Source organism: Providencia sp. UF-183, assembly GCF_058246155.1.
Window position 1 is genome coordinate 170545 of record NZ_JBSICD010000009.1, and the last position, 17546, is coordinate 188090.

Genomic DNA, 17546 nt, shown 5'->3' on the forward strand with positions numbered 1-17546 from the left:
AGTGATGATTTATTGCAAAAGAGTGTACGACCCGACAACTGAAAATGATGGTTACCGTGTTTTGGTCGACAGGCTGTGGCCCAGAGGAATTAAAAAAGCTGATTTACAGTGTGATGAGTGGAACAAAGAGGTCGCTCCTTCTAACGAACTACGTAAGTGGTTCCATCAACATACCGACCAATTCGAGCAATTTGTGCAGCAATATCATGAAGAATTAAATAATACGCAGGCGTGGAAAGCGTTAGTTGCACAGGCGCAACGAGGCAACTTGACGCTATTGTATAGCGCAAAAAATACAGAACATAATCAAGCGATTGTACTCAAAGAATACATTGAAGAGAAAATACAGGATAAAAAGGTTCGTTAAATGGAGAATTCTCAACCCACTGTTCAATTAGAGCAGGTTGCCGCTCAAGTCGTCCCACAACCTGCGCCGAAAAAATCGCTTGAAGGGCTAGGGGGTTGGTTGATTTGGCCAGTCATTGGGCTGTTTTATATGTTGTATAAAATGGTCATGATGCTAATGCAAGACATCACCCAAGTGAAAACAGTGTGGCCGCTTGCCACGCAGGTTGATTCCGACTTTTATGTGTCAGGGTTTTCAACGGCTTATTACCTGTTACAAACGGGTTATGGGGTAATCATTGCATTACTATTGTGGAACTTTATCGCGGCAGTTAAATGGAAAAAAAGTGCTAAGTGGTTATTTATCATAACCATGTTGTTGTACACCTTGATGGTGTTTGCTTCTCGCTTTGTCTTCCCTTATGCATTCGGCATGGAAATCAATTACTCAAATGTTATCACTGCAATTAATGGCAGTTTCTATTGTGTGTTATGGATACCGTACCTTTTAGTCTCTAACCGCGTCAAAAACACGTTTATTCGCTAAAAATGAACCGCCTTTCTTGAAGGCGGCTCATCATTCTACTCACGAGAAAGATTCAATGTATGGGTAATATTGCAGCGCTCAATAAAGACGTCATCATGGGAAACCAGTAGCAATGTACCTTGGTAATTACTTAATAAATTCTCCAGTAACTGCTTCGATTCTAAATCCAGATGGTTATCTGGTTCGTCGAGTAACAAAATCGCCGGTGGGTTTGGGCTATGGGTCAGGGCTAATAATGTAGCTTTGAGCTGTTCGCCGCCGCTCAGTTGCTGTAATGGCAACAAGGATTTATCACCCCGGATCCGCAACATTCCCAGTTGTGTTCGCCACTGCTCAACAGTAAATGAGGGTTGGTATTGATGTAGGGCCTCGCCAACTGGTAGCGTTTTATCGAGCAAGTTTAAGTGTTGATCTAAATAACAAAAATGGCCACTTAAACGAGATTCACCTGATTGAGCGTGGAGATGCCCCGCAAGTACCTTGAGTAAAGTGGATTTGCCACAACCATTATCACCTTGAATATGCCAATGTTCCCCACTGTATATGGTGAATGACAGCGGTGATAAATGGCCATAGGGTAAGCAAAGATCTGAAGCGAAAACTGTCACTTTTTTCCCCTCGCTCTGGTAGTCAATGATCATTTTTTGCTGCTTAGTATGGTGTATTTTCTCTTGATTTTCTTGTTGTTGGCCTTGCAAGTTATCCATCACTCGCTGATGTCGGTCGGCAACATTAGACTGCCTTTTTTCCGCACGGTTTTTCTGCATATCGAGTAGCAATAAGGATTGAGAACCACCATAACGGATTTTTTCTCCCTGCTTTTTTCGCTGAGCGGCCTTTTGCAACGTGGCCTGTTGCTGCTTTTTCTCTTGGTTAATGCGCTTTTCTAAACGCTCAGCTTGAGCATCAATCGCGGCAATTTCGAAATTTTTCTGAGTGTCATATAACCCATAATTTCCCCCATATTCCTGCAAGCCTTTTTCGGTGAGCTCAAAAATGGTTGCCATTTCATTTAACAGTGCTCGGTTATGAGAGATAACAAGGCTACCAGCTCGGTGCTCAGTCAGTTTTTGGCTTAGCCACTGACGGCTAGTTGCATCCAAATGGTTATCTGGTTCATCAAGCAGTAAGAAGCTATCTTGCTGTAAAAAGGCACGGCATAGGGCAAGGCGTGTGCGTTCGCCCCCGCTAAGATGGGCGATAGGGGTGTCCATCGAAATGGGTAACCGAGCGGAATCCAATAAACTTTGCCATTGAGATGGTAAATGCCATTTGTCGTCTACTTGCTCAAAATCGTGCTGTGAGCCATTACCTGATTCAATGCGAGAAAAAGCATGATACAGCTCCGTAATACCTAAAGCATCGATCAGCGTTTCGCCTGTTAAGCGGGTGAGCTGATTAATATGGATAAAGGGCATATTCCAATGCACACTCCCCTGCGTAGGCGGTAGAACTTGAGCAAGCAGCTTCATAAGCACCGATTTACCTCGCCCATTATGACCAATTAAGGAATTTTTTTGGCAAGATAACGTTCCGCTTAAAGGGGGGAATAGGGGCGTTTGGTTAAATTCGATATTCAGTTGTGAAAAGTGACACGCAATTGTCATAGGCACCTCCAAAAATAAAGAGTGCAGACAACGTCGTTGACTTATCAAGAAGCGTCGATGAATAGCGTTGCCTGCCAGGAACAGAAAAATGAATACCAAAGTGGTATTGGAAAATATTTTCTGGCAGTGCTTAATTCATCGTAGGGAGTACCTGCTAAGTTAAGTGATAGGATAAAAGACGAGCATATTATAGGCAAAGAAAATCAATTTAAGCAACCTATAGGCTTTAAATATAAAAAAGCCAGTCACTTGACTGGCTTTGTACTAACAACGAGATTTTTACGATTATGCAGAGGTATGCTCTGACAACCATTGTGCAATGCGCTGTTTTTCTGAATCATTCAGCCACATGCCCAATTTAGTACGACGCCAGATGGCATCATCTAATTCTGTTACCCACTCATTTTTCACTAAGTAACGCAGTTCGGCTTCATAGACGTTGGCACCGAATGATTCTCCAAGATCGCTGAGCGAATTTGCGCCTTCTAAAATGAGTTTGCTGTTACTGCCGTAAGTTCTTGCATAACGCAGCGCAATGCCTTCTGGAAGCCATTGATAATGTTGACGTAATACACGTGCATAACCATCACGGTCACAACCTTCTATATCACCACCCGGTAATTGACCATTTTTAGTCCACGGGCTACCTGCGTTCGGGTAGTAGGTGGCCAGTTTGTTCACAGCGGCTTCAGCTAATTTACGATAAGTAGTTAATTTACCACCGAATACAGACAGTAACGGTGCTTGCCCTTGCTCATCGTGAATATCTAATGTGTAGTCACGGGTAATCGCTTGTGGTGAGTCAGACTCATCATCACACAATGGGCGAACCCCTGAGTAATCCCATACCACATCTTCAACCGTTAACTGTTTTTTGAAGTGGTCGTTATACACTTTAAGCAAATAGCTAACTTCTTTATCATCAATCTTGACGTCTTTTGGATCGCCTTTGTATTCCACATCCGTTGTACCGATGATTGAGAACTCATCCATCCATGGAATAACAAAGACAATGCGGTTATCTTCGTTTTGCAGGATGTAAGCTTGCGGTTCATCGTGAGCACGTGGAACAACAATATGGCTACCTTTGATTAAGCGAATACCGTATGGCGATTTTAATTTCAAACCATCGTCAAAGAATTCTTTTACCCATGGACCCGTCGCATTAACCAGTCCTTTCGCTTTCCAAGTATGAGTTTCGCCCGTACGTAAGTCTTGTGCTTCAACGACCCATAAGCCATTTTCACGATAAGCACGCGTTACTTTTGTGCGAGTACGAACTTCACCATTCTTACGTACCACTTCTTGAGCGTTTAGAACAACTAAACGCGCATCATCAACCCAACAGTCAGAGTATTCAAACCCTTTGGTTAATTCAGGTTTCAGGACAGAGTTCTGGTTGAACTTTAAGCTTTTGCTACTTGGTAGGCTTACACGTTTACCTAAATGGTCATAAAGGAACAGGCCAATACGGATCATCCAAGCTGGGCGTAAATGAGGTTGGTGTGGTAAACGAAAGCGCATTGGAAACGCAATATGCGGTGCCAGTCGTAATAGGACTTCGCGCTCAGCCAGTGCTTCACTGACTAATCTGAATTCATAATGTTCGAGGTAGCGTAAGCCACCGTGGATCAGCTTTGAACTCGCTGATGAGGTTGCACTCGCTAAGTCTTGAGCTTCGAGCAGCAATACCGATAATCCACGACCTGCAGCATCAGCTGCAATACCAGCGCCGTTGATCCCGCCGCCGATGACAATCAAGTCTTTAGTTTCCATGCATCCCCCTGAGATGTTCGAAACACTTTCAATAATGTTCGTTTTCGCTCATTTGATTGTAATCAAATTCAATTAGTATGCCAACTAATAATGAAGAAAAAATAACAACTGCGTGATATCGATAACAATTTTTTTTCAATACCCACATTTAAAACAATGTTATTTACAAAGGAAAAAACGAGGTTTCGAGCGAAAAAGAACACAGAATAGCGAGAGGTGGACGTTAAAACAGGGAGGGATATTAATAAGCATAATAGCAGCGCAAGGGCACTGCCATTATGAACCTAATGATTTGATTAGCAAAGTTCGAGCTGGACGTTATGTTGCTCAATCACTTTGAGAATACTGTCTGGCGGTTGTTTGTCGGTAAATAAATAGTCGATTAAGTTCATGTTACCGAGGTTGACCATCGCATTACGGCCAAATTTAGAGTGGTCTGTGACTAACATCACGCAACGTGAATTCTCAATAATAGCGCGTTTAGTTCGTACTTCATGATAATCGAACTCCAGTAGCGAGCCGTCCATATCAATGCCGCTAATACCGAGGATACCGTAATCCAATCTAAATTGAGAGATAAAATCGAGGGTGGCTTCACCCACAATACCACCATCACGCGAGCGTACTTCACCCCCCGCTAAAATTAAGCGGAAGTCTTCTTTTGGCATCAGTAACGTGGCAACGTTGAGGTTATTGGTCACCACTCGCAGGTTTTTATGGTTCACCAGTGCATGGGCAACGGCTTCAGGTGTCGTCCCGATATCAATAAATAACGTCGCGCCATCAGGAATTTGGCTAGCGACATGCTGCGCAATACGGGCTTTTTCGTCTGACCACATGATTTTACGGTCATTATACGCCGCGTTTACGGAGCTTGAAGGCAGTGCTGCGCCACCGTGGTGTCGCTGAATTTTATTTTGCTCAGCGAGGTCATTGAGGTCTCGTCGAATGGTTTGAGGGCTAACCTCAAAGTGCTCGACAAGTTCTTCAGTACTGACATATCCCTGAAGACGCACAAGTTCAACGATTGCATCATGTCTCTGGGTTTGTTTCACAGCGTTAGCCTCTAATTATTAAAATGTATTATCTGGAACTCTGGTGTTTTATAAAACTGTGCCTATTATCCCACACTCCCATCAATAAGCCGATAATTAACCCTGAAGTGTGTGCGGCATTAGCAATATGCATACCTAAAATATCGAAGTAACCGAAAAAGAGCCAGATAATTGAGAAGATCATTAACCCTCGGGGAACATTCACACCGCTTTCTGGGTTGCGCTCACCTGTCAGCCAAGCGTAGCTGACTAAGGCATAAACGACACCCGATAAGCCCCCAAAGTTGTTTTCACTAAACAGCGATTGCCCCCAGTTACTAAACAGGGCGGAGACTAATAAAATGGTAAAGAGCTTCCCTGTTCCTAGCTTGCGTTCAACTTGGCCTGCTAGAAACCACCATAGCGCAAGGTTAAACCCAATATGCGACAGTGAAAAATGGACAAATGCGGGGCTAATCCAACGCCAAAGTTCAGACTGTTGGTCGCCAATTGGCCACGCTAAGTAACGTAATACTTCCCGCGCATCAGTCATTTCTACCCAAAGATATACAATAATCGATAGCAGAATAACAGCAATTGTTAGTGGGCCAGATTGTTCTTTTAGGTAGCCCCAAGTGAGAAAATTGCGGTATTGAAATTGCGTATCGGCATTACCCGTTTGCCAGCTGGCAGCAAGGTAGCGTGGGTCATTAGGATTTTGCAGGAAAGTATCAAGTTCTTGACGGACTTGATTAAGAAATTGGTCATCTTCCAACCAAAGTTCATATAGCGCTTGTTCTTGAGATGGCTGAAGGCTTAAATGAATATTTTGCCCTGCCATATAGTCAACAAATGCCTGCGCCATTCTTGGGTTAGCAAAGGAAGTGATGTGGATCATGAATGCGTTTTCTCGTCTAGAGCGCCGTGACGGCTTGTGGATATTCCCTTAACCAGGCTTCAAACCCGCCATTAATGCTGTAAACAGATTCATAGCCGATATTGATAAGATACTGTGCTGCGCCTTGGCTGCTGTGCCCGTGGTAGCACATCACCATAACGGGTTGTTCATAATCCGTTTGTTCTAAAAATTGGCTCAGCGACTCATTGGTGAGGTGATAAGCGCCGCTGGCATGACCTGCGCGGAAGCTTTGTGGATCACGTACATCAACAAGTACGGCAGTGCTTTCCAACCAGTGTTGATAAGCTTGCTCTGGTGTTAGTGTCTCAAAATGGTCCATAAAATACCGAATATAGTGGGAAAATCCCCATAAAAAACGAATTCGGCACCTGTAAGCAGAAAAACAGGTGCCAGATGTCAGTGGCAATTAATAGAAAGAGTGCTCGCCACGTTGGTGTTCAGTCAGGTCTTTAACGCCTTTTAGCTCACCATCAAACATTTTCAGTAATTCTTTTTCGATACCTTCTTTTAAGGTGACATCGACCATAGAACAACCGTTACAACCACCGCCAAATTGTAGGATAGCAAAGCCTTCATCGGTGATTTCCATCAGGGAAACACGACCGCCGTGGCTGGCTAATTGTGGGTTAATTTGTGACTGTAAAACGTACTCAACACGCTCGATTAATGGTGCATCGTCAGAGACTTTGCGCATTTTCGCGTTTGGTGCTTTAAGGGTCAGTTGTGAGCCCAGTTGGTCGGTAACGAAATCAATTTCCGCTTCTTCCAAGAAAGGTGCGCTAATTTCATCAACATAAGCAGATAATTTCTCGAACTTCAGTTCCTTATCTGTTGCTTCAACGGCACCCGGTGGGCAGTATGACACGCCACACTCAGCTGTCGGTGTACCCGGGTTGATGACAAATACACGGATTTGGGTTCCTGGCTCTTGAGTTTCCAACAACTTGGCAAAATGAGCCTGTGCTGCTTCAGTAATATTAATCATAATCATTTGCTCAATAATAGTTGACTGCTTTAGTTGGTTATAATACGCCCATTTACCCCTTTCCTACAAGGTGCGACAGAGTGACCACGCATCAACAGTGCGTGCACCCGCACAAATCAACAATTGTGCCGCCGCATTCATTGTCGAACCTGTCGTGATAACATCATCAAGGACAGCGACATGTAGGCCAGAAACCGCAGTTTCTAAGGTAAATGCTCCCTTTAGGTTTTTTCGGCGATGTTCACGTTTTAGTGTAATCTGCGCCAGTGTATCACGACTACGGAGTAATGAATTTTGCGAATAGGGGATATTTAACCATCTGGATAAATTTTCGCCTATTAATGCCATGTGGTCAAATCCTCGCCACCATAATCGGTGACGATGCAAGGGAATGGTGACGATGAGGTCGGGTTTTTGCCATGCATTTTCGCGGTAGCCTTGTAGCCAAAACAAAACAAAAATGCGCGCTAAAGCAAAAGCGAGCTGCGATTGTTGATTAAACTTAAAGTGATGAATAAGCTTACGTAATGGGTTTTTATAGGGTGTGACGGTAATCAACCGTTGCCAAGCTGGGGGCTGTTTTAAGCAGCGACCACAGTGCAGCATATCGAGTTCACTGGGCAATGCGCAGCGTGGGCAGCACTTCGGCATCGTTGGTAAGCCTTTAAGGCAAAAGCTGCAAATACCTTGGCTGCTTTTGCTAAGTGATTGATGACAAAGCCAACACGCCCCTTCCATTGATAGCATGATGATATTCCGTTAAAAATGTTGATTGAATAAAGAGAGTGTAACCATGGCAAAGCTATATTGGCAGACTGTCGGCGAAGGAAAACAAGATCTTGTGCTGCTGCACGGATGGGGGTTGAATGCGCAAGTTTGGCAAACCATTATTCCTCGAATCGCTTCGCATTTTCGTGTTCATCTCGTTGACTTGCCGGGTTATGGCCGAAGCCAAGATTTTGCGCCAATGAACATTCAATCCATGGCAGATATTTTGTGGGAACACGCCCCGAAAAACGCCATTTGGTTAGGGTGGTCGCTGGGGGGATTAGTTGCCAGTCGCATTGCACTGGATCACCCTTATGAAGTTCAAGGGCTGATCACCGTGGCATCTTCCCCTTGCTTTAAAGCCGATGGGGATTGGGCGGGTATTCGTCCCGAGGTGTTATTGGGCTTTGAGCAGCAGCTTGCCGCGGATTTTCATCGCACTGTCGAACGTTTTTTAGCATTGCAAACCTTAGGCACAGAAAGCGCCCGTAATGATGCGCGTACCTTAAAATCGGTGGTGCTTGAACAGCCTATTCCAACGGTAGAAACGTTAAATGCAGGGCTTGAATCATTACGAACAGAAGATTTACGAGAAGAATTAAAAAGCCTGCCAGTGCCGTTCTTACGGATTTATGGTTACCTTGATGGCCTTGTGCCCCGTAAGGTGGTGCCTGTATTGGATGAGCTTTACCCAAACTCCCCGTCCGTTATTATGCGCAATAGCGCTCATGCACCGTTTATTTCACATCCCGATGAGTTTTGTGAATATTTGCTGGATTTCCAAAGCCGATTGGAAGAGTAAAGCGCGCCATCAGCCATTAGGGTTGCTTTCCATTGTGTTTATTTTGCTCATCATAGCCCCATCCCATTGTGGGGCTTTTTTGTCTTTACTGTTTTTTCTTCTTTTATTTCACCTTTTTTTGGCATTTTATATATTAAATCTGTATTTATCTTATTAATTGCCAGGGTTTTTGGCTGATTGTTGGTGATAAATACGGGTTATTCAGTACGATATTTTAGCGGGGTTAGGCTACCTTATTTAACTTAAGTTTTTAATGAGGAGATATAGGGATGCCAGAAGATAATTACATTGGCCATGGAAGTAGCCGAACGAGTGATGGGCCTTCAATGAAGGTCGTTTATGTCAAGGTGCCGAAGTTACGATTTTTTATGGAGCCTAGCGCATTATCGTTCGCTCCCGCGCAATCAATTCTTACCCCCTCTGGAACGGCAACAATACCTAAGCCTACCTCTTCAACGTTTCCAAAAGATATCGGCATAGTTTCTCAGGTGGTTAAAGCGCCTAATCCGATAACCGTTGCGTTAATGGGGCTGTTTTATTCACCAAGCGTAGGGGATGCCACGCTTGACCGCATTGTTATTGGGCGCCCACTCGAGAGACGGTCGATTGTGGGTGGTTTTTCGCGTTCTGCCTCTACGGTATCGAAATATGATTATACGTCGGAAGAATTTCTCCGAGAAATCGCTGCGGCAAAAAGCCGAGTCACCACACGCGTTCGTTTTCGGGTGATTGAGGACGAAAAAAATGGGAGCCCGAGAATTGTTGGGTATGCGGTGGATGCAAGCAGTGGGCTAGACCGTGTGCGTGTGCGTTTTGCCGAGCGCCATGAGGATGGTTCTGTGACCTTTTCTGACCCAGGTTTTAAAGGGCAGTTTATTTGGAATACCCAGAATAATACGGCAGAGTACAACGATTATACCGCTCAGGAGATCGCAAAAAGTCCAGATTTAGCTTTTCAAGCGGTAAAATTCAGTCTCGATAATGGGCGGCGAGGCTCGATTATTCATGATGGTGGCGGTGTCGGGAATTATTTACCTCCGACGCCGCTTCCCGAACCGCAAAAAGTGTGGAGTTTACCGAACCCAATACCCGAGATTCAAAAGCCAGAGTTAACCCCTAGTCCGATACCAGAACAATCAACAGGTTGGATTGAATCACTTCCTCTTCAGGAAACGGATTTTAATGATTATGTCATTGTCGATCCATTGGGTGAAGTGCCCGCTATCTATGTGTTTTTTCAAAAAGACCCAGTCGATGATTTGGAAGTGGATTATTACGATAATTTTAAAGGGCGCTCTCGTGGTGGGTTGTATGAAATCGATCACCTTCCGTCTAAGGCGGCGATTACGCTTTATTTAGAAGATAAATATCCGTTAATGGGAGATAAAGAAATAAAATTACTATTGGGACAAGTCGCCTCTATTGCAATCCCTATAGAAGTGCATCGTAAATGCAGTGAAACCTATGGGGGACGTAATAATAGTTGGGTTGATATTGAAGATGATTTATCACTTCGCCGAAAAGAATTGGATGCTAAAGATTTACGGGAAGCGGTCGAGAAAAATTGGACCGCCAACCGAGAATGCCTGGAAAATGAAGGTTACGATAGCAAGTTACTGGATGAAAAATTAAATAGAATTCATGAACTCAACGAAGCGAAAGGATTATACAAATGAGCGTCAATATTGAAGCGTTAGTGCAACGATTAGGGGATACCTATGAGGCGCTTTATCACGATGGATTGATCCCTTATAAAACTAAGCCTCAGGGGAATTTAGGGGATGATGTTGTTACGTTAGATATGAAAAAAGAGTATGTATTTTTATCTTTTGATAACCCTTCGAAAAGGTTAAGAGAAATCACGATAACGGTTATTCCAGATGATATGCGAAATCAGTGGAAATTTCCGAATGATATCCCCTTTGGTTTGGTACAGGTGATGACGGATAGCTGGTTGCAAGAACACTTAGCGGCTCCACTTGTCAGTGAACCTGAACGGACGGTTATGGGAATTAATTTTGGAAAGATTGATGTATTTTCCATGACGCTTCCAAATGTAAATAAAAGAATAGCATTATCAATGCGGTATGGTTATAAACAATCAAATGTTAAGAGTGTTACTTTTTTTCTGTACGAGCGTTTAGAGTTAAAAATGAAGAAAATAAAACTCTAATCTCCCAATATAGTAGTAATTAAAACGAGGCGAAACGACAACATAGCTAAGATTGGAATGCGACTTCGAAATTTTAACAATAAATCTCCAAGGTTTAAGGTTTAGAGTATCAAGCTCAATGATCTCTATCTCGCGATTTTGTTACCCTAGCGTCTGACCGTCTTCGCAAATTCAATCTGTAACGTTCATCACTACGAAGCAAAAGGATTATACAAATGAGCGTCAATATTGAAGCGTTAGTGCAACGATTAGGGGATACCTATGACGAGCTTTATCACGATGGATTGATCCCTTATAAAACTAAGCCTCAGGGGAACTCTGGTGATGATGTATTAACCCTTAGAATGTCAAAAGAATATACATTCTTAGCATTTGAAAATCCTTCTAAGAAATTGGTTGAGGTTACTATTACTGTATTACCTGATGATATGAGGAATGGTTGGATGTTTCCAAACGACATTCCTTTTGGGTTAAAACAAGTAATGACAGAACGTTGGTTATATGAGCATCTTGGTTCTCCTATTCGTATTGCACAAAAAAAAATAGTTATTGGAATGCCTTTAGGAAAATCAGAAGTTTTTAAGTTTAAAAATAGCTTTTTGACTCATGACATTGCCATACATTGCCGCTATGGGTATGACACAGTTAATGTTAAAAGTATAACTTTTGAATTATTAGATAGATTGGAAAAAACGTGGAAAAAATAGAACCATTAATGCCCAACATAGCTAAGATTGGAATGAGGCTGCGAAACTTTAATGCCAAGATTTAGAGTATCAAGCTCAATGATCTCTATCTCGCTATTTTGTTACCCTAGCGTCTGACCGTCTTCGCAAATTCAATCTGTAGCGTTCATCACTACGAAGCAAAAGGATTATGCAAATGAGCGTCAATATTGAAGCGTTAGTGCAACGATTAGGGGATACCTATGAGGCGCTTTATCACGATGGATTGATCCCTTATAAAACTAAGCCTCAGGGGAGTTCAGAGGATGATGTTGTTACATTGGTTATGAAAAGGCGCCTTGCAACCTTCAGTGTGGTTTACTTTATCTTATAAACAAAATGGGCGCAGTCGGTGCTTTCTGGGCAGCCTTTGCAGCTAGAGCCTGCTAAGCAGGCGCTGATATCCACCTGCTCAATTTTCCCCAAGCTTTCCAACTTTTCCACCATCGCTTTTATCATTGGCGTTGGGGTTTTGAGTTGTTCGCTGAGTAACGCGATGTCAGCTTGCCCGTATAAAGCAATCAAATCTCTTACTTGCAGCAAGCTGATCATCGTTTAGTCCTTCATGCCTAGTGGCATGCTGTGTTTGAGCAGCCAGAGCACTGCTGTGCGGTTTTGCTTTTAATATTCAACGTCACGCGGCTACGTATGCGGCGCAGGAACATGAACAGGGCAATATTAAATACCACAACAGCGATGATGGTGATTAAGCTACTTTGCGGGTGCTCACTGAACGTCGCGGTTTGGTAAAACAGCGCTGACAGGCTATAAGCCACATTCAGTCCCCAGAAGATGGAGAAACTCATCCAGCTTTTGTTTGTTTCGCGAGCAATCGCCCCCATGACTGACACGCAAGGCACATACAGTAAGACGAAAATCAGGTAGCTATAGGCAGCAATACCAGAGCCAAATTTCGCAGCCATGGTGCCCATCGAGCCTGATTCCATTTCGCCATCACCTTTGCTGGCTTCGATTGGGTTCGATAACGCGCTTAAGGTAAAGGTGCCTTTTAGGCTATCCCATGTTTCAGAGACCGCATCTTCAAGTTCTTCCCATAAATTGAAGGACTCTGCATCGAACGGCTCGGAGGTAATCGCTTCGGCGGTATACAGGGTGTTTAACGTCCCAACAACCACTTCTTTTGCCATCGCACCAGTAATCAAGCCCACGGTTGCTTGCCAGTTGTCGGCATGAACACCGATTGGCTGTAATGCAGGGGTGATCACTTTACTGACGGAAGCCAGAGCGGAATCATTAATGTTATCAACGGGTTTACCTGAGAACGAGAAGCTATTGAGCGCACCGATAAAGATACTCGCCACGACGATGACTTTACCTGCACGCACCACAAAGCCTTTTAAGCGCTGCCACGTTTGAATTAACAACGTTTTGACGTGTGGCACGTGGTACACCGGTAATTCCATCACGAATGGCGATGCTTCACCGCGCATAAGGGTGTGTTTGAGTAAAAGCCCCGTGAGGATAGCGACCACAATCCCTAAAATATACAGAGAGAACACGACACTCGCGCCATTTTTACCAAAGAAGGCCGCGGCAAACACCGCGAAGATTGCCAGCCTTGCACCGCAAGACATAAACGGCGCCATTAGAACGGTGATCAGCCTTTCACGAGGGGCATCAAGGGTACGAGCGCCCATAATCGATGGGACGTTACAACCAAAACCGACGATTAATGGGACAAATGATTTGCCCGGTAGGCCCAGCGCTTGCATCAATCGGTCCATCACAAAAGCTGCACGAGCCATATAGCCAGAGTCTTCAAGGATGGAAAGGAACAGGTACATCATCCCGATTTGTGGCACCAATGGCAGAACGGTATTAATACCACCACCGACACCTTGTGCGAGGAATATTGTGAGCCAATCAGGGAAACTAAAGTAGGCACCAACCCACTGAATACCATGGATAAATATCGCCTCAGAAGCCCCTTCAAAGAACGGCTGAAGTGCCCCACCAATGTTGATGGCAAGGACGAACATCAGGTACATCACAAATAAGAAAATCGGTACGCCTAACCAGCGGTTGAGGATAAATCTATCCAGTGATTGTGTCAGTCGGTTAGGTTCAGCCGCACTATTGTTGATCGCCGCTTGGCAGATGGTTGCAATAGATTGATAACGCGCATCGGCAATTAGCAGTTCAGGCTCTTCATTTAATGTTTCATTGAGTTGTTGGCGAGTCGTTTGTAATTGCGTTTCCGAAATTTCAGCACGCTGACGGCTATAAATATCCCCTTCTAGAATTTGCAGGGCTAACCAGCGGCGCTGTTGTTGGCTAAATTGTTGCGTTGAAATTTGTTCAGATAATGAATCAACAGCGTGTAATAGCTGTGGTGGATATTCAACAAGGGCTTTTTGGTTATTTTGTGGGTGAGTATCAATGGCTTTTTTTAGTTTATCAATGCCCGTTGCACGGGTTGAAACCATTGGGATCACAGGGCAACCCAGTTGTTTTTCCAATTCGGCAATATCGATATCAATATGCTGGCTTTGGGCAATATCCAACATATTCAGGGCGACAATACATGGGACGCCTAACTCAACTAATTGCAGTGTCAGGTAGAGGTTGCGCTCTAAGTTCGACGCATCCACAACGTTAATTAACATGTCGGCTTCACCACTTAAAATAAAGTAGCAGGCGATTTGTTCGTCGAGGGAGGTCTGTTCAGAAATGGTGGTGAGTGAGTAAGTACCGGGGAGGTCGACAAGCTCAATTTTGTGGTCATCCGTGTGGAAGCGGCCAACCTTGCGCTCAACGGTGACGCCAGCCCAGTTACCGACGCGCTGTCTTGACCCTGTTAGCTGGTTAAAAAGGGTTGTTTTACCTGCATTGGGGTTACCAATTAAGCCGATAGTCAATCGTTTCATAGTGTTTGCCAATAATCAAAAAAGAAGACTTAAGCGGTAGGCGCTTCATCAAGGTTTAGTAGGGCGAGGTCCTTTTTACGTAGCACTAAGCTGACGCGGTGAGTTTCGATTTGCACAGGATCGCCAAAAGGTGCTAAACGCACCACTTTAAAAACGGAGCCCGGTAATAAACCGAGAGACAATAATTTTTGTCGGTATGCAGGGCTTATCTCGGGGGAGAAGCCTAGAATTTTGTAACTGCATTGAGGAAGTATAGCCATAGTGTCTTCCTATTATCTTCCTAACGATTCAATTCATAATGATACTGATAATTATTGTTAGAAAAGTTTCTATCTACAAGCAAAACGCTGAGAAAAACAAAAATAAATCTAATTAACAATGAGAATCATAATCATCCACCTTTTGTTATATTTAGCCTCTTTTTTCGTCAATTTGACTTGATGTGGATCAACGAAGCATGGAGTTAGCGGTGTTTTTTAGATAGCGATGGGGTAAGACGGAACGCATTGAATGGATTGATTTTTGAACAATATATTGAATTTGTTTATTAATTTATTAGTGAAGATATTTCTAGAGAATACTAAATACCCCAATGAATTTATTGGGGTATTTAGCTTAATCAGATTACTTCTTTTTACCAAATGCAGCAGCAAGGGCGTCGCTCATCGCACTGTTGCCTGATGAATTCGTATTTTGGCGCGAGTTACCACGAGGTGCAGGGGCTTTACGTGCGTTTTTATCTTGTGCAGGTGCAGCTTTACGAGGTGCGCTGTTAGAATCCCCCGCTTGCTCGTCCAAGCGCATGGTGAGGGCGATACGCTTGCGGGCAATATCGACATCCAATACTTTCACTTTCACAATATCGCCCGCTTTCACCACTTTGTGTGGGTCTTCGACGTAACTGTTGGAGAGTGAAGAGATATGCACTAAGCCGTCTTGGTGTACACCGATATCCACAAATGCACCAAAGTTGGTCACATTGGTCACCGCGCCTTCTAAAATCATGCCAGAAACGAGGTCATTCATCGTTTCCACACCTTCAGCAAAGGTGGCAGTTTTAAACTCAGGACGTGGGTCACGACCCGGTTTTTCTAGCTCTTTGATAATATCCGTAACCGTTGGGACACCAAACTGCTCTGTTGTGAAATCACGCGGGCTCAGGGCATTGAGCACTTGTGAATTACCCATAATTTCTTTCAGCGGCTGGCGGACAGTTTGCAGAATTTTTTCAACGATAGGGTAAGCTTCAGGGTGAACCGTTGATGCATCCAGCGGGTTTTCGCCATTGGTGATACGCAGGAACCCTGCACATTGTTCAAAGGCTTTAGGCCCAAGGCGAGCCACTTTCAGTAACTGTTTTCGGTCATTGAATTGGCCGTTTTCATCGCGCCAATCAACCACGTTCTGCGCGATCATTTTGCTCAGGCCTGCAACGCGAGTCAGCAAGGCGACTGAGGCGGTATTTAAGTCTACACCTACGGAGTTTACGCAGTCTTCGACAACGGCATCCAACTTGCGGGCAAGTTGAGTTTGGCTGACGTCATGCTGATATTGGCCTACCCCGATAGATTTCGGGTCGATTTTAACCAGCTCAGCCAGCGGGTCTTGCAAACGGCGAGCAATCGACACGGCACCACGTAAAGAAACATCTAAGGTTGGGAATTCTAGCGCAGCCAGTTCAGAGGCGGAGTACACTGATGCACCCGCTTCACTGACAATCACTTTTTGCGCAGTGACTTCAGGGTATTGTTTTTGCACTTCTGCAAAGAAGCGCTCCGTTTCACGGGATGCCGTACCATTACCAATCGCCACTAACTCCACGTTATGTTTCTGGCATAGAGCAGCGACGATGGTTGCCGCTTTCGCTGCTTGGCCGGTGTGTGGGTAGATAGTGTCGGTGGCAATAAGTTTCCCTGTCGCATCCACAACAGCGACTTTCACCCCAGTACGCAGACCCGGATCGAGGCCCATCGTTGCACGCATACCTGCCGGTGCAGCCATCAGTAAGTCACTGAGGTTACGGGCAAAAACGTTAATTGCTTCTTCTTCGGCTTTTTCGCGCAAAGAACTCATCACTTCCGTTTCTAAGTGCAGTAATACTTTGACGCGCCATGTCCAGCTGATCACCGCTTTACGCCATTGGTCAGCAGGGGCGTTATTCAAACGCACATCTAAGTGGCGAGTAATAATCTCTTCGCAATAACTTTCTTTTGGTGGTTCATCGAATTGAGGATCGCAATTTAACGAAAGCTGTAAAACCCCTTCGTTGCGTCCACGGAACATGGCTAGTGCACGGTGTGAAGGCACTTGTGAAACAGGTTCGTGATGCTCGAAGTAATCACTAAATTTGACGCCTTCAGCCTGTTTACCCTCTGCAACGACAGAAACGAGGTGGGCATTTTTCCAAATATAGTCACGAACTTTGGCTAATAAGGCTGCATCTTCGGCGAAACGCTCCATCAGGATATAACGTGCGCCATCTAAGGCCGCTTTCACATCCGCAACGCCTTTATCTGCATCGATATACGTTTGAGCGAGTGCTTCAGGGGATTGACTTGGGTCTGTCCACAACGTATCCGCTAATGGCTCAAGCCCCGCTTCAATAGCGATTTGCCCACGAGTACGACGTTTCGGTTTGTAAGGTAAATACAGGTCTTCAAGTTCGGTTTTATTGAGCGTGGTATTAATCGCAGAAGCGAGTTCAGGGGATAATTTCCCTTGCTCTTCAATCGATTTTAGAATGGTTTGCTTACGGTCGTTCAGTTCACGTAAGTACCCTAAGCGACTTTCCAGCTGGCGAAGCTGGGTATCGTCCAACCCTCCGGTAACCTCTTTACGGTAACGCGCGATAAACGGGACAGTATTGCCTTCATCCAATAAAGTGATGGCAGAAAAAACCTGTTTCGGTTGGGCTTGCAGTTCAGCTGCAATAATTTGGCTTAGAGTTTCATTCATGTCGTGTTTAAATACCTACTGA

General features: G+C 44.4%; 18 protein-coding genes. 7 read left to right on the forward strand and 11 right to left on the reverse strand.

Annotated elements, in window-relative coordinates:
* The first annotated feature begins 4 nt into the window (after positions 1-4).
* A complete protein-coding gene (locus tag AC4IFT_RS10945; protein WP_490733839.1) occupies positions 5-367 on the forward strand; it encodes a DUF488 domain-containing protein in 363 nt (120 codons plus the stop codon).
* Positions 368-892 (forward strand): DUF2569 family protein, encoded by a 525-nt coding sequence (locus AC4IFT_RS10950; RefSeq protein ID WP_490733837.1) that lies wholly within the window; start codon positions 368-370, stop codon positions 890-892.
* Positions 893-927: 35 nt separating this feature from the next.
* Here AC4IFT_RS10950 and AC4IFT_RS10955 read toward each other — a convergent pair whose 3' ends face one another.
* From AC4IFT_RS10955 to AC4IFT_RS10985, 7 genes are all read right to left on the reverse strand, one after another.
* Positions 928-2499 (reverse strand): ATP-binding cassette domain-containing protein, encoded by a 1572-nt coding sequence (locus AC4IFT_RS10955; RefSeq protein ID WP_490751333.1) that lies wholly within the window; start codon positions 2497-2499, stop codon positions 928-930.
* Positions 2500-2784: 285 nt separating this feature from the next.
* A complete protein-coding gene (gene glpD / locus AC4IFT_RS10960) occupies positions 2785-4275 on the reverse strand; it encodes a glycerol-3-phosphate dehydrogenase (protein ID WP_490733833.1) in 1491 nt (496 codons plus the stop codon).
* A gap of 296 nt (positions 4276-4571) precedes the next feature.
* Positions 4572-5330: a DeoR/GlpR family transcriptional regulator gene (locus AC4IFT_RS10965; protein ID WP_004262881.1), complete on the reverse strand. Its 759-nt coding sequence runs from the start codon at positions 5328-5330 to the stop codon at positions 4572-4574.
* Positions 5331-5358: 28 nt separating this feature from the next.
* Positions 5359-6207: a rhomboid family intramembrane serine protease GlpG gene (glpG, locus tag AC4IFT_RS10970; RefSeq protein ID WP_490733831.1), complete on the reverse strand. Its 849-nt coding sequence runs from the start codon at positions 6205-6207 to the stop codon at positions 5359-5361.
* Between the two features lie 16 nt (positions 6208-6223).
* Positions 6224-6547: a thiosulfate sulfurtransferase GlpE gene (gene glpE, locus AC4IFT_RS10975; RefSeq protein WP_219245354.1), complete on the reverse strand. Its 324-nt coding sequence runs from the start codon at positions 6545-6547 to the stop codon at positions 6224-6226.
* 87 nt (positions 6548-6634) lie between these two features.
* Entirely contained in the window at positions 6635-7213 is a 579-nt protein-coding gene (nfuA, locus tag AC4IFT_RS10980; protein WP_219245355.1) for a Fe-S biogenesis protein NfuA, read from the reverse strand.
* A gap of 63 nt (positions 7214-7276) precedes the next feature.
* The gene (locus tag AC4IFT_RS10985; protein ID WP_490751334.1) at positions 7277-7960 is read right to left on the reverse strand and encodes a DNA utilization protein GntX; all 684 of its coding nucleotides are present in this window, start codon (positions 7958-7960) and stop codon (positions 7277-7279) included.
* Between the two features lie 46 nt (positions 7961-8006).
* Between AC4IFT_RS10985 and bioH the strand changes: the two genes are divergently transcribed.
* From bioH to AC4IFT_RS11010, 5 genes are all read left to right on the forward strand, one after another.
* The gene (gene bioH, locus AC4IFT_RS10990) at positions 8007-8783 is read left to right on the forward strand and encodes a pimeloyl-ACP methyl ester esterase BioH (protein ID WP_490751335.1); all 777 of its coding nucleotides are present in this window, start codon (positions 8007-8009) and stop codon (positions 8781-8783) included.
* 269 nt (positions 8784-9052) lie between these two features.
* Positions 9053-10459: an S-type pyocin domain-containing protein gene (locus tag AC4IFT_RS10995; protein ID WP_490751336.1), complete on the forward strand. Its 1407-nt coding sequence runs from the start codon at positions 9053-9055 to the stop codon at positions 10457-10459.
* The gene (locus AC4IFT_RS11000) at positions 10456-10956 is read left to right on the forward strand and encodes a DUF6392 family protein (RefSeq protein WP_490751337.1); all 501 of its coding nucleotides are present in this window, start codon (positions 10456-10458) and stop codon (positions 10954-10956) included. The genes AC4IFT_RS10995 and AC4IFT_RS11000 overlap by 4 nt, the downstream gene beginning before the upstream one ends.
* A gap of 215 nt (positions 10957-11171) precedes the next feature.
* Positions 11172-11663: a DUF6392 family protein gene (locus AC4IFT_RS11005; protein WP_490751338.1), complete on the forward strand. Its 492-nt coding sequence runs from the start codon at positions 11172-11174 to the stop codon at positions 11661-11663.
* A 175-nt stretch (positions 11664-11838) separates the two neighbouring features.
* Complete coding sequence (locus AC4IFT_RS11010) at positions 11839-12015, forward strand: DUF6392 family protein (RefSeq protein ID WP_490751339.1); 177 nt, start codon at positions 11839-11841, stop codon at positions 12013-12015.
* On the opposite strand, the gene AC4IFT_RS11015 is transcribed toward AC4IFT_RS11010, so the two are convergent.
* From AC4IFT_RS11015 to AC4IFT_RS11030, 4 genes are all read right to left on the reverse strand, one after another.
* Positions 12000-12233: a FeoC-like transcriptional regulator gene (locus tag AC4IFT_RS11015; RefSeq protein ID WP_490751340.1), complete on the reverse strand. Its 234-nt coding sequence runs from the start codon at positions 12231-12233 to the stop codon at positions 12000-12002. The two genes, AC4IFT_RS11010 and AC4IFT_RS11015, sit on opposite strands and share 16 nt — an antisense overlap.
* Positions 12234-12250: 17 nt before the next feature.
* On the reverse strand, positions 12251-14569 hold the full coding sequence (gene feoB / locus AC4IFT_RS11020; RefSeq protein WP_490733818.1) for a Fe(2+) transporter permease subunit FeoB: 2319 nt from the start codon (positions 14567-14569) through the stop codon (positions 12251-12253).
* Between the two features lie 29 nt (positions 14570-14598).
* Positions 14599-14829, reverse strand: a complete 231-nt coding sequence (gene feoA, locus AC4IFT_RS11025; protein ID WP_047756225.1) for a ferrous iron transporter A — start codon at positions 14827-14829, stop codon at positions 14599-14601.
* A gap of 364 nt (positions 14830-15193) precedes the next feature.
* Positions 15194-17524, reverse strand: a complete 2331-nt coding sequence (locus AC4IFT_RS11030) for a Tex family protein (protein WP_490733816.1) — start codon at positions 17522-17524, stop codon at positions 15194-15196.
* Positions 17525-17546 lie beyond the last annotated feature (22 nt).

Coding starts and splice junctions, on each gene's coding strand:
- glpG (WP_490733831.1), bottom strand. CDS start 6,207: ATGATCCACATCACTTCCTTTGCTAACCCAAGAATGGCGCAGGCATTT.
- AC4IFT_RS11030 (WP_490733816.1), bottom strand. CDS start 17,524: ATGAATGAAACTCTAAGCCAAATTATTGCAGCTGAACTGCAAGCCCAA.
- AC4IFT_RS10985 (WP_490751334.1), bottom strand. CDS start 7,960: ATGCTATCAATGGAAGGGGCGTGTTGGCTTTGTCATCAATCACTTAGC.
- AC4IFT_RS11010 (WP_490751339.1), top strand. CDS start 11,839: ATGAGCGTCAATATTGAAGCGTTAGTGCAACGATTAGGGGATACCTAT.
- glpD (WP_490733833.1), bottom strand. CDS start 4,275: ATGGAAACTAAAGACTTGATTGTCATCGGCGGCGGGATCAACGGCGCT.
- AC4IFT_RS10950 (WP_490733837.1), top strand. CDS start 368: ATGGAGAATTCTCAACCCACTGTTCAATTAGAGCAGGTTGCCGCTCAA.
- nfuA (WP_219245355.1), bottom strand. CDS start 7,213: ATGATTAATATTACTGAAGCAGCACAGGCTCATTTTGCCAAGTTGTTG.
- AC4IFT_RS11000 (WP_490751337.1), top strand. CDS start 10,456: ATGAGCGTCAATATTGAAGCGTTAGTGCAACGATTAGGGGATACCTAT.
- AC4IFT_RS10995 (WP_490751336.1), top strand. CDS start 9,053: ATGCCAGAAGATAATTACATTGGCCATGGAAGTAGCCGAACGAGTGAT.
- AC4IFT_RS10945 (WP_490733839.1), top strand. CDS start 5: ATGATTTATTGCAAAAGAGTGTACGACCCGACAACTGAAAATGATGGT.
- AC4IFT_RS11005 (WP_490751338.1), top strand. CDS start 11,172: ATGAGCGTCAATATTGAAGCGTTAGTGCAACGATTAGGGGATACCTAT.
- AC4IFT_RS10955 (WP_490751333.1), bottom strand. CDS start 2,499: ATGACAATTGCGTGTCACTTTTCACAACTGAATATCGAATTTAACCAA.
- bioH (WP_490751335.1), top strand. CDS start 8,007: ATGGCAAAGCTATATTGGCAGACTGTCGGCGAAGGAAAACAAGATCTT.
- AC4IFT_RS11015 (WP_490751340.1), bottom strand. CDS start 12,233: ATGATCAGCTTGCTGCAAGTAAGAGATTTGATTGCTTTATACGGGCAA.
- feoB (WP_490733818.1), bottom strand. CDS start 14,569: ATGAAACGATTGACTATCGGCTTAATTGGTAACCCCAATGCAGGTAAA.
- glpE (WP_219245354.1), bottom strand. CDS start 6,547: ATGGACCATTTTGAGACACTAACACCAGAGCAAGCTTATCAACACTGG.
- feoA (WP_047756225.1), bottom strand. CDS start 14,829: ATGGCTATACTTCCTCAATGCAGTTACAAAATTCTAGGCTTCTCCCCC.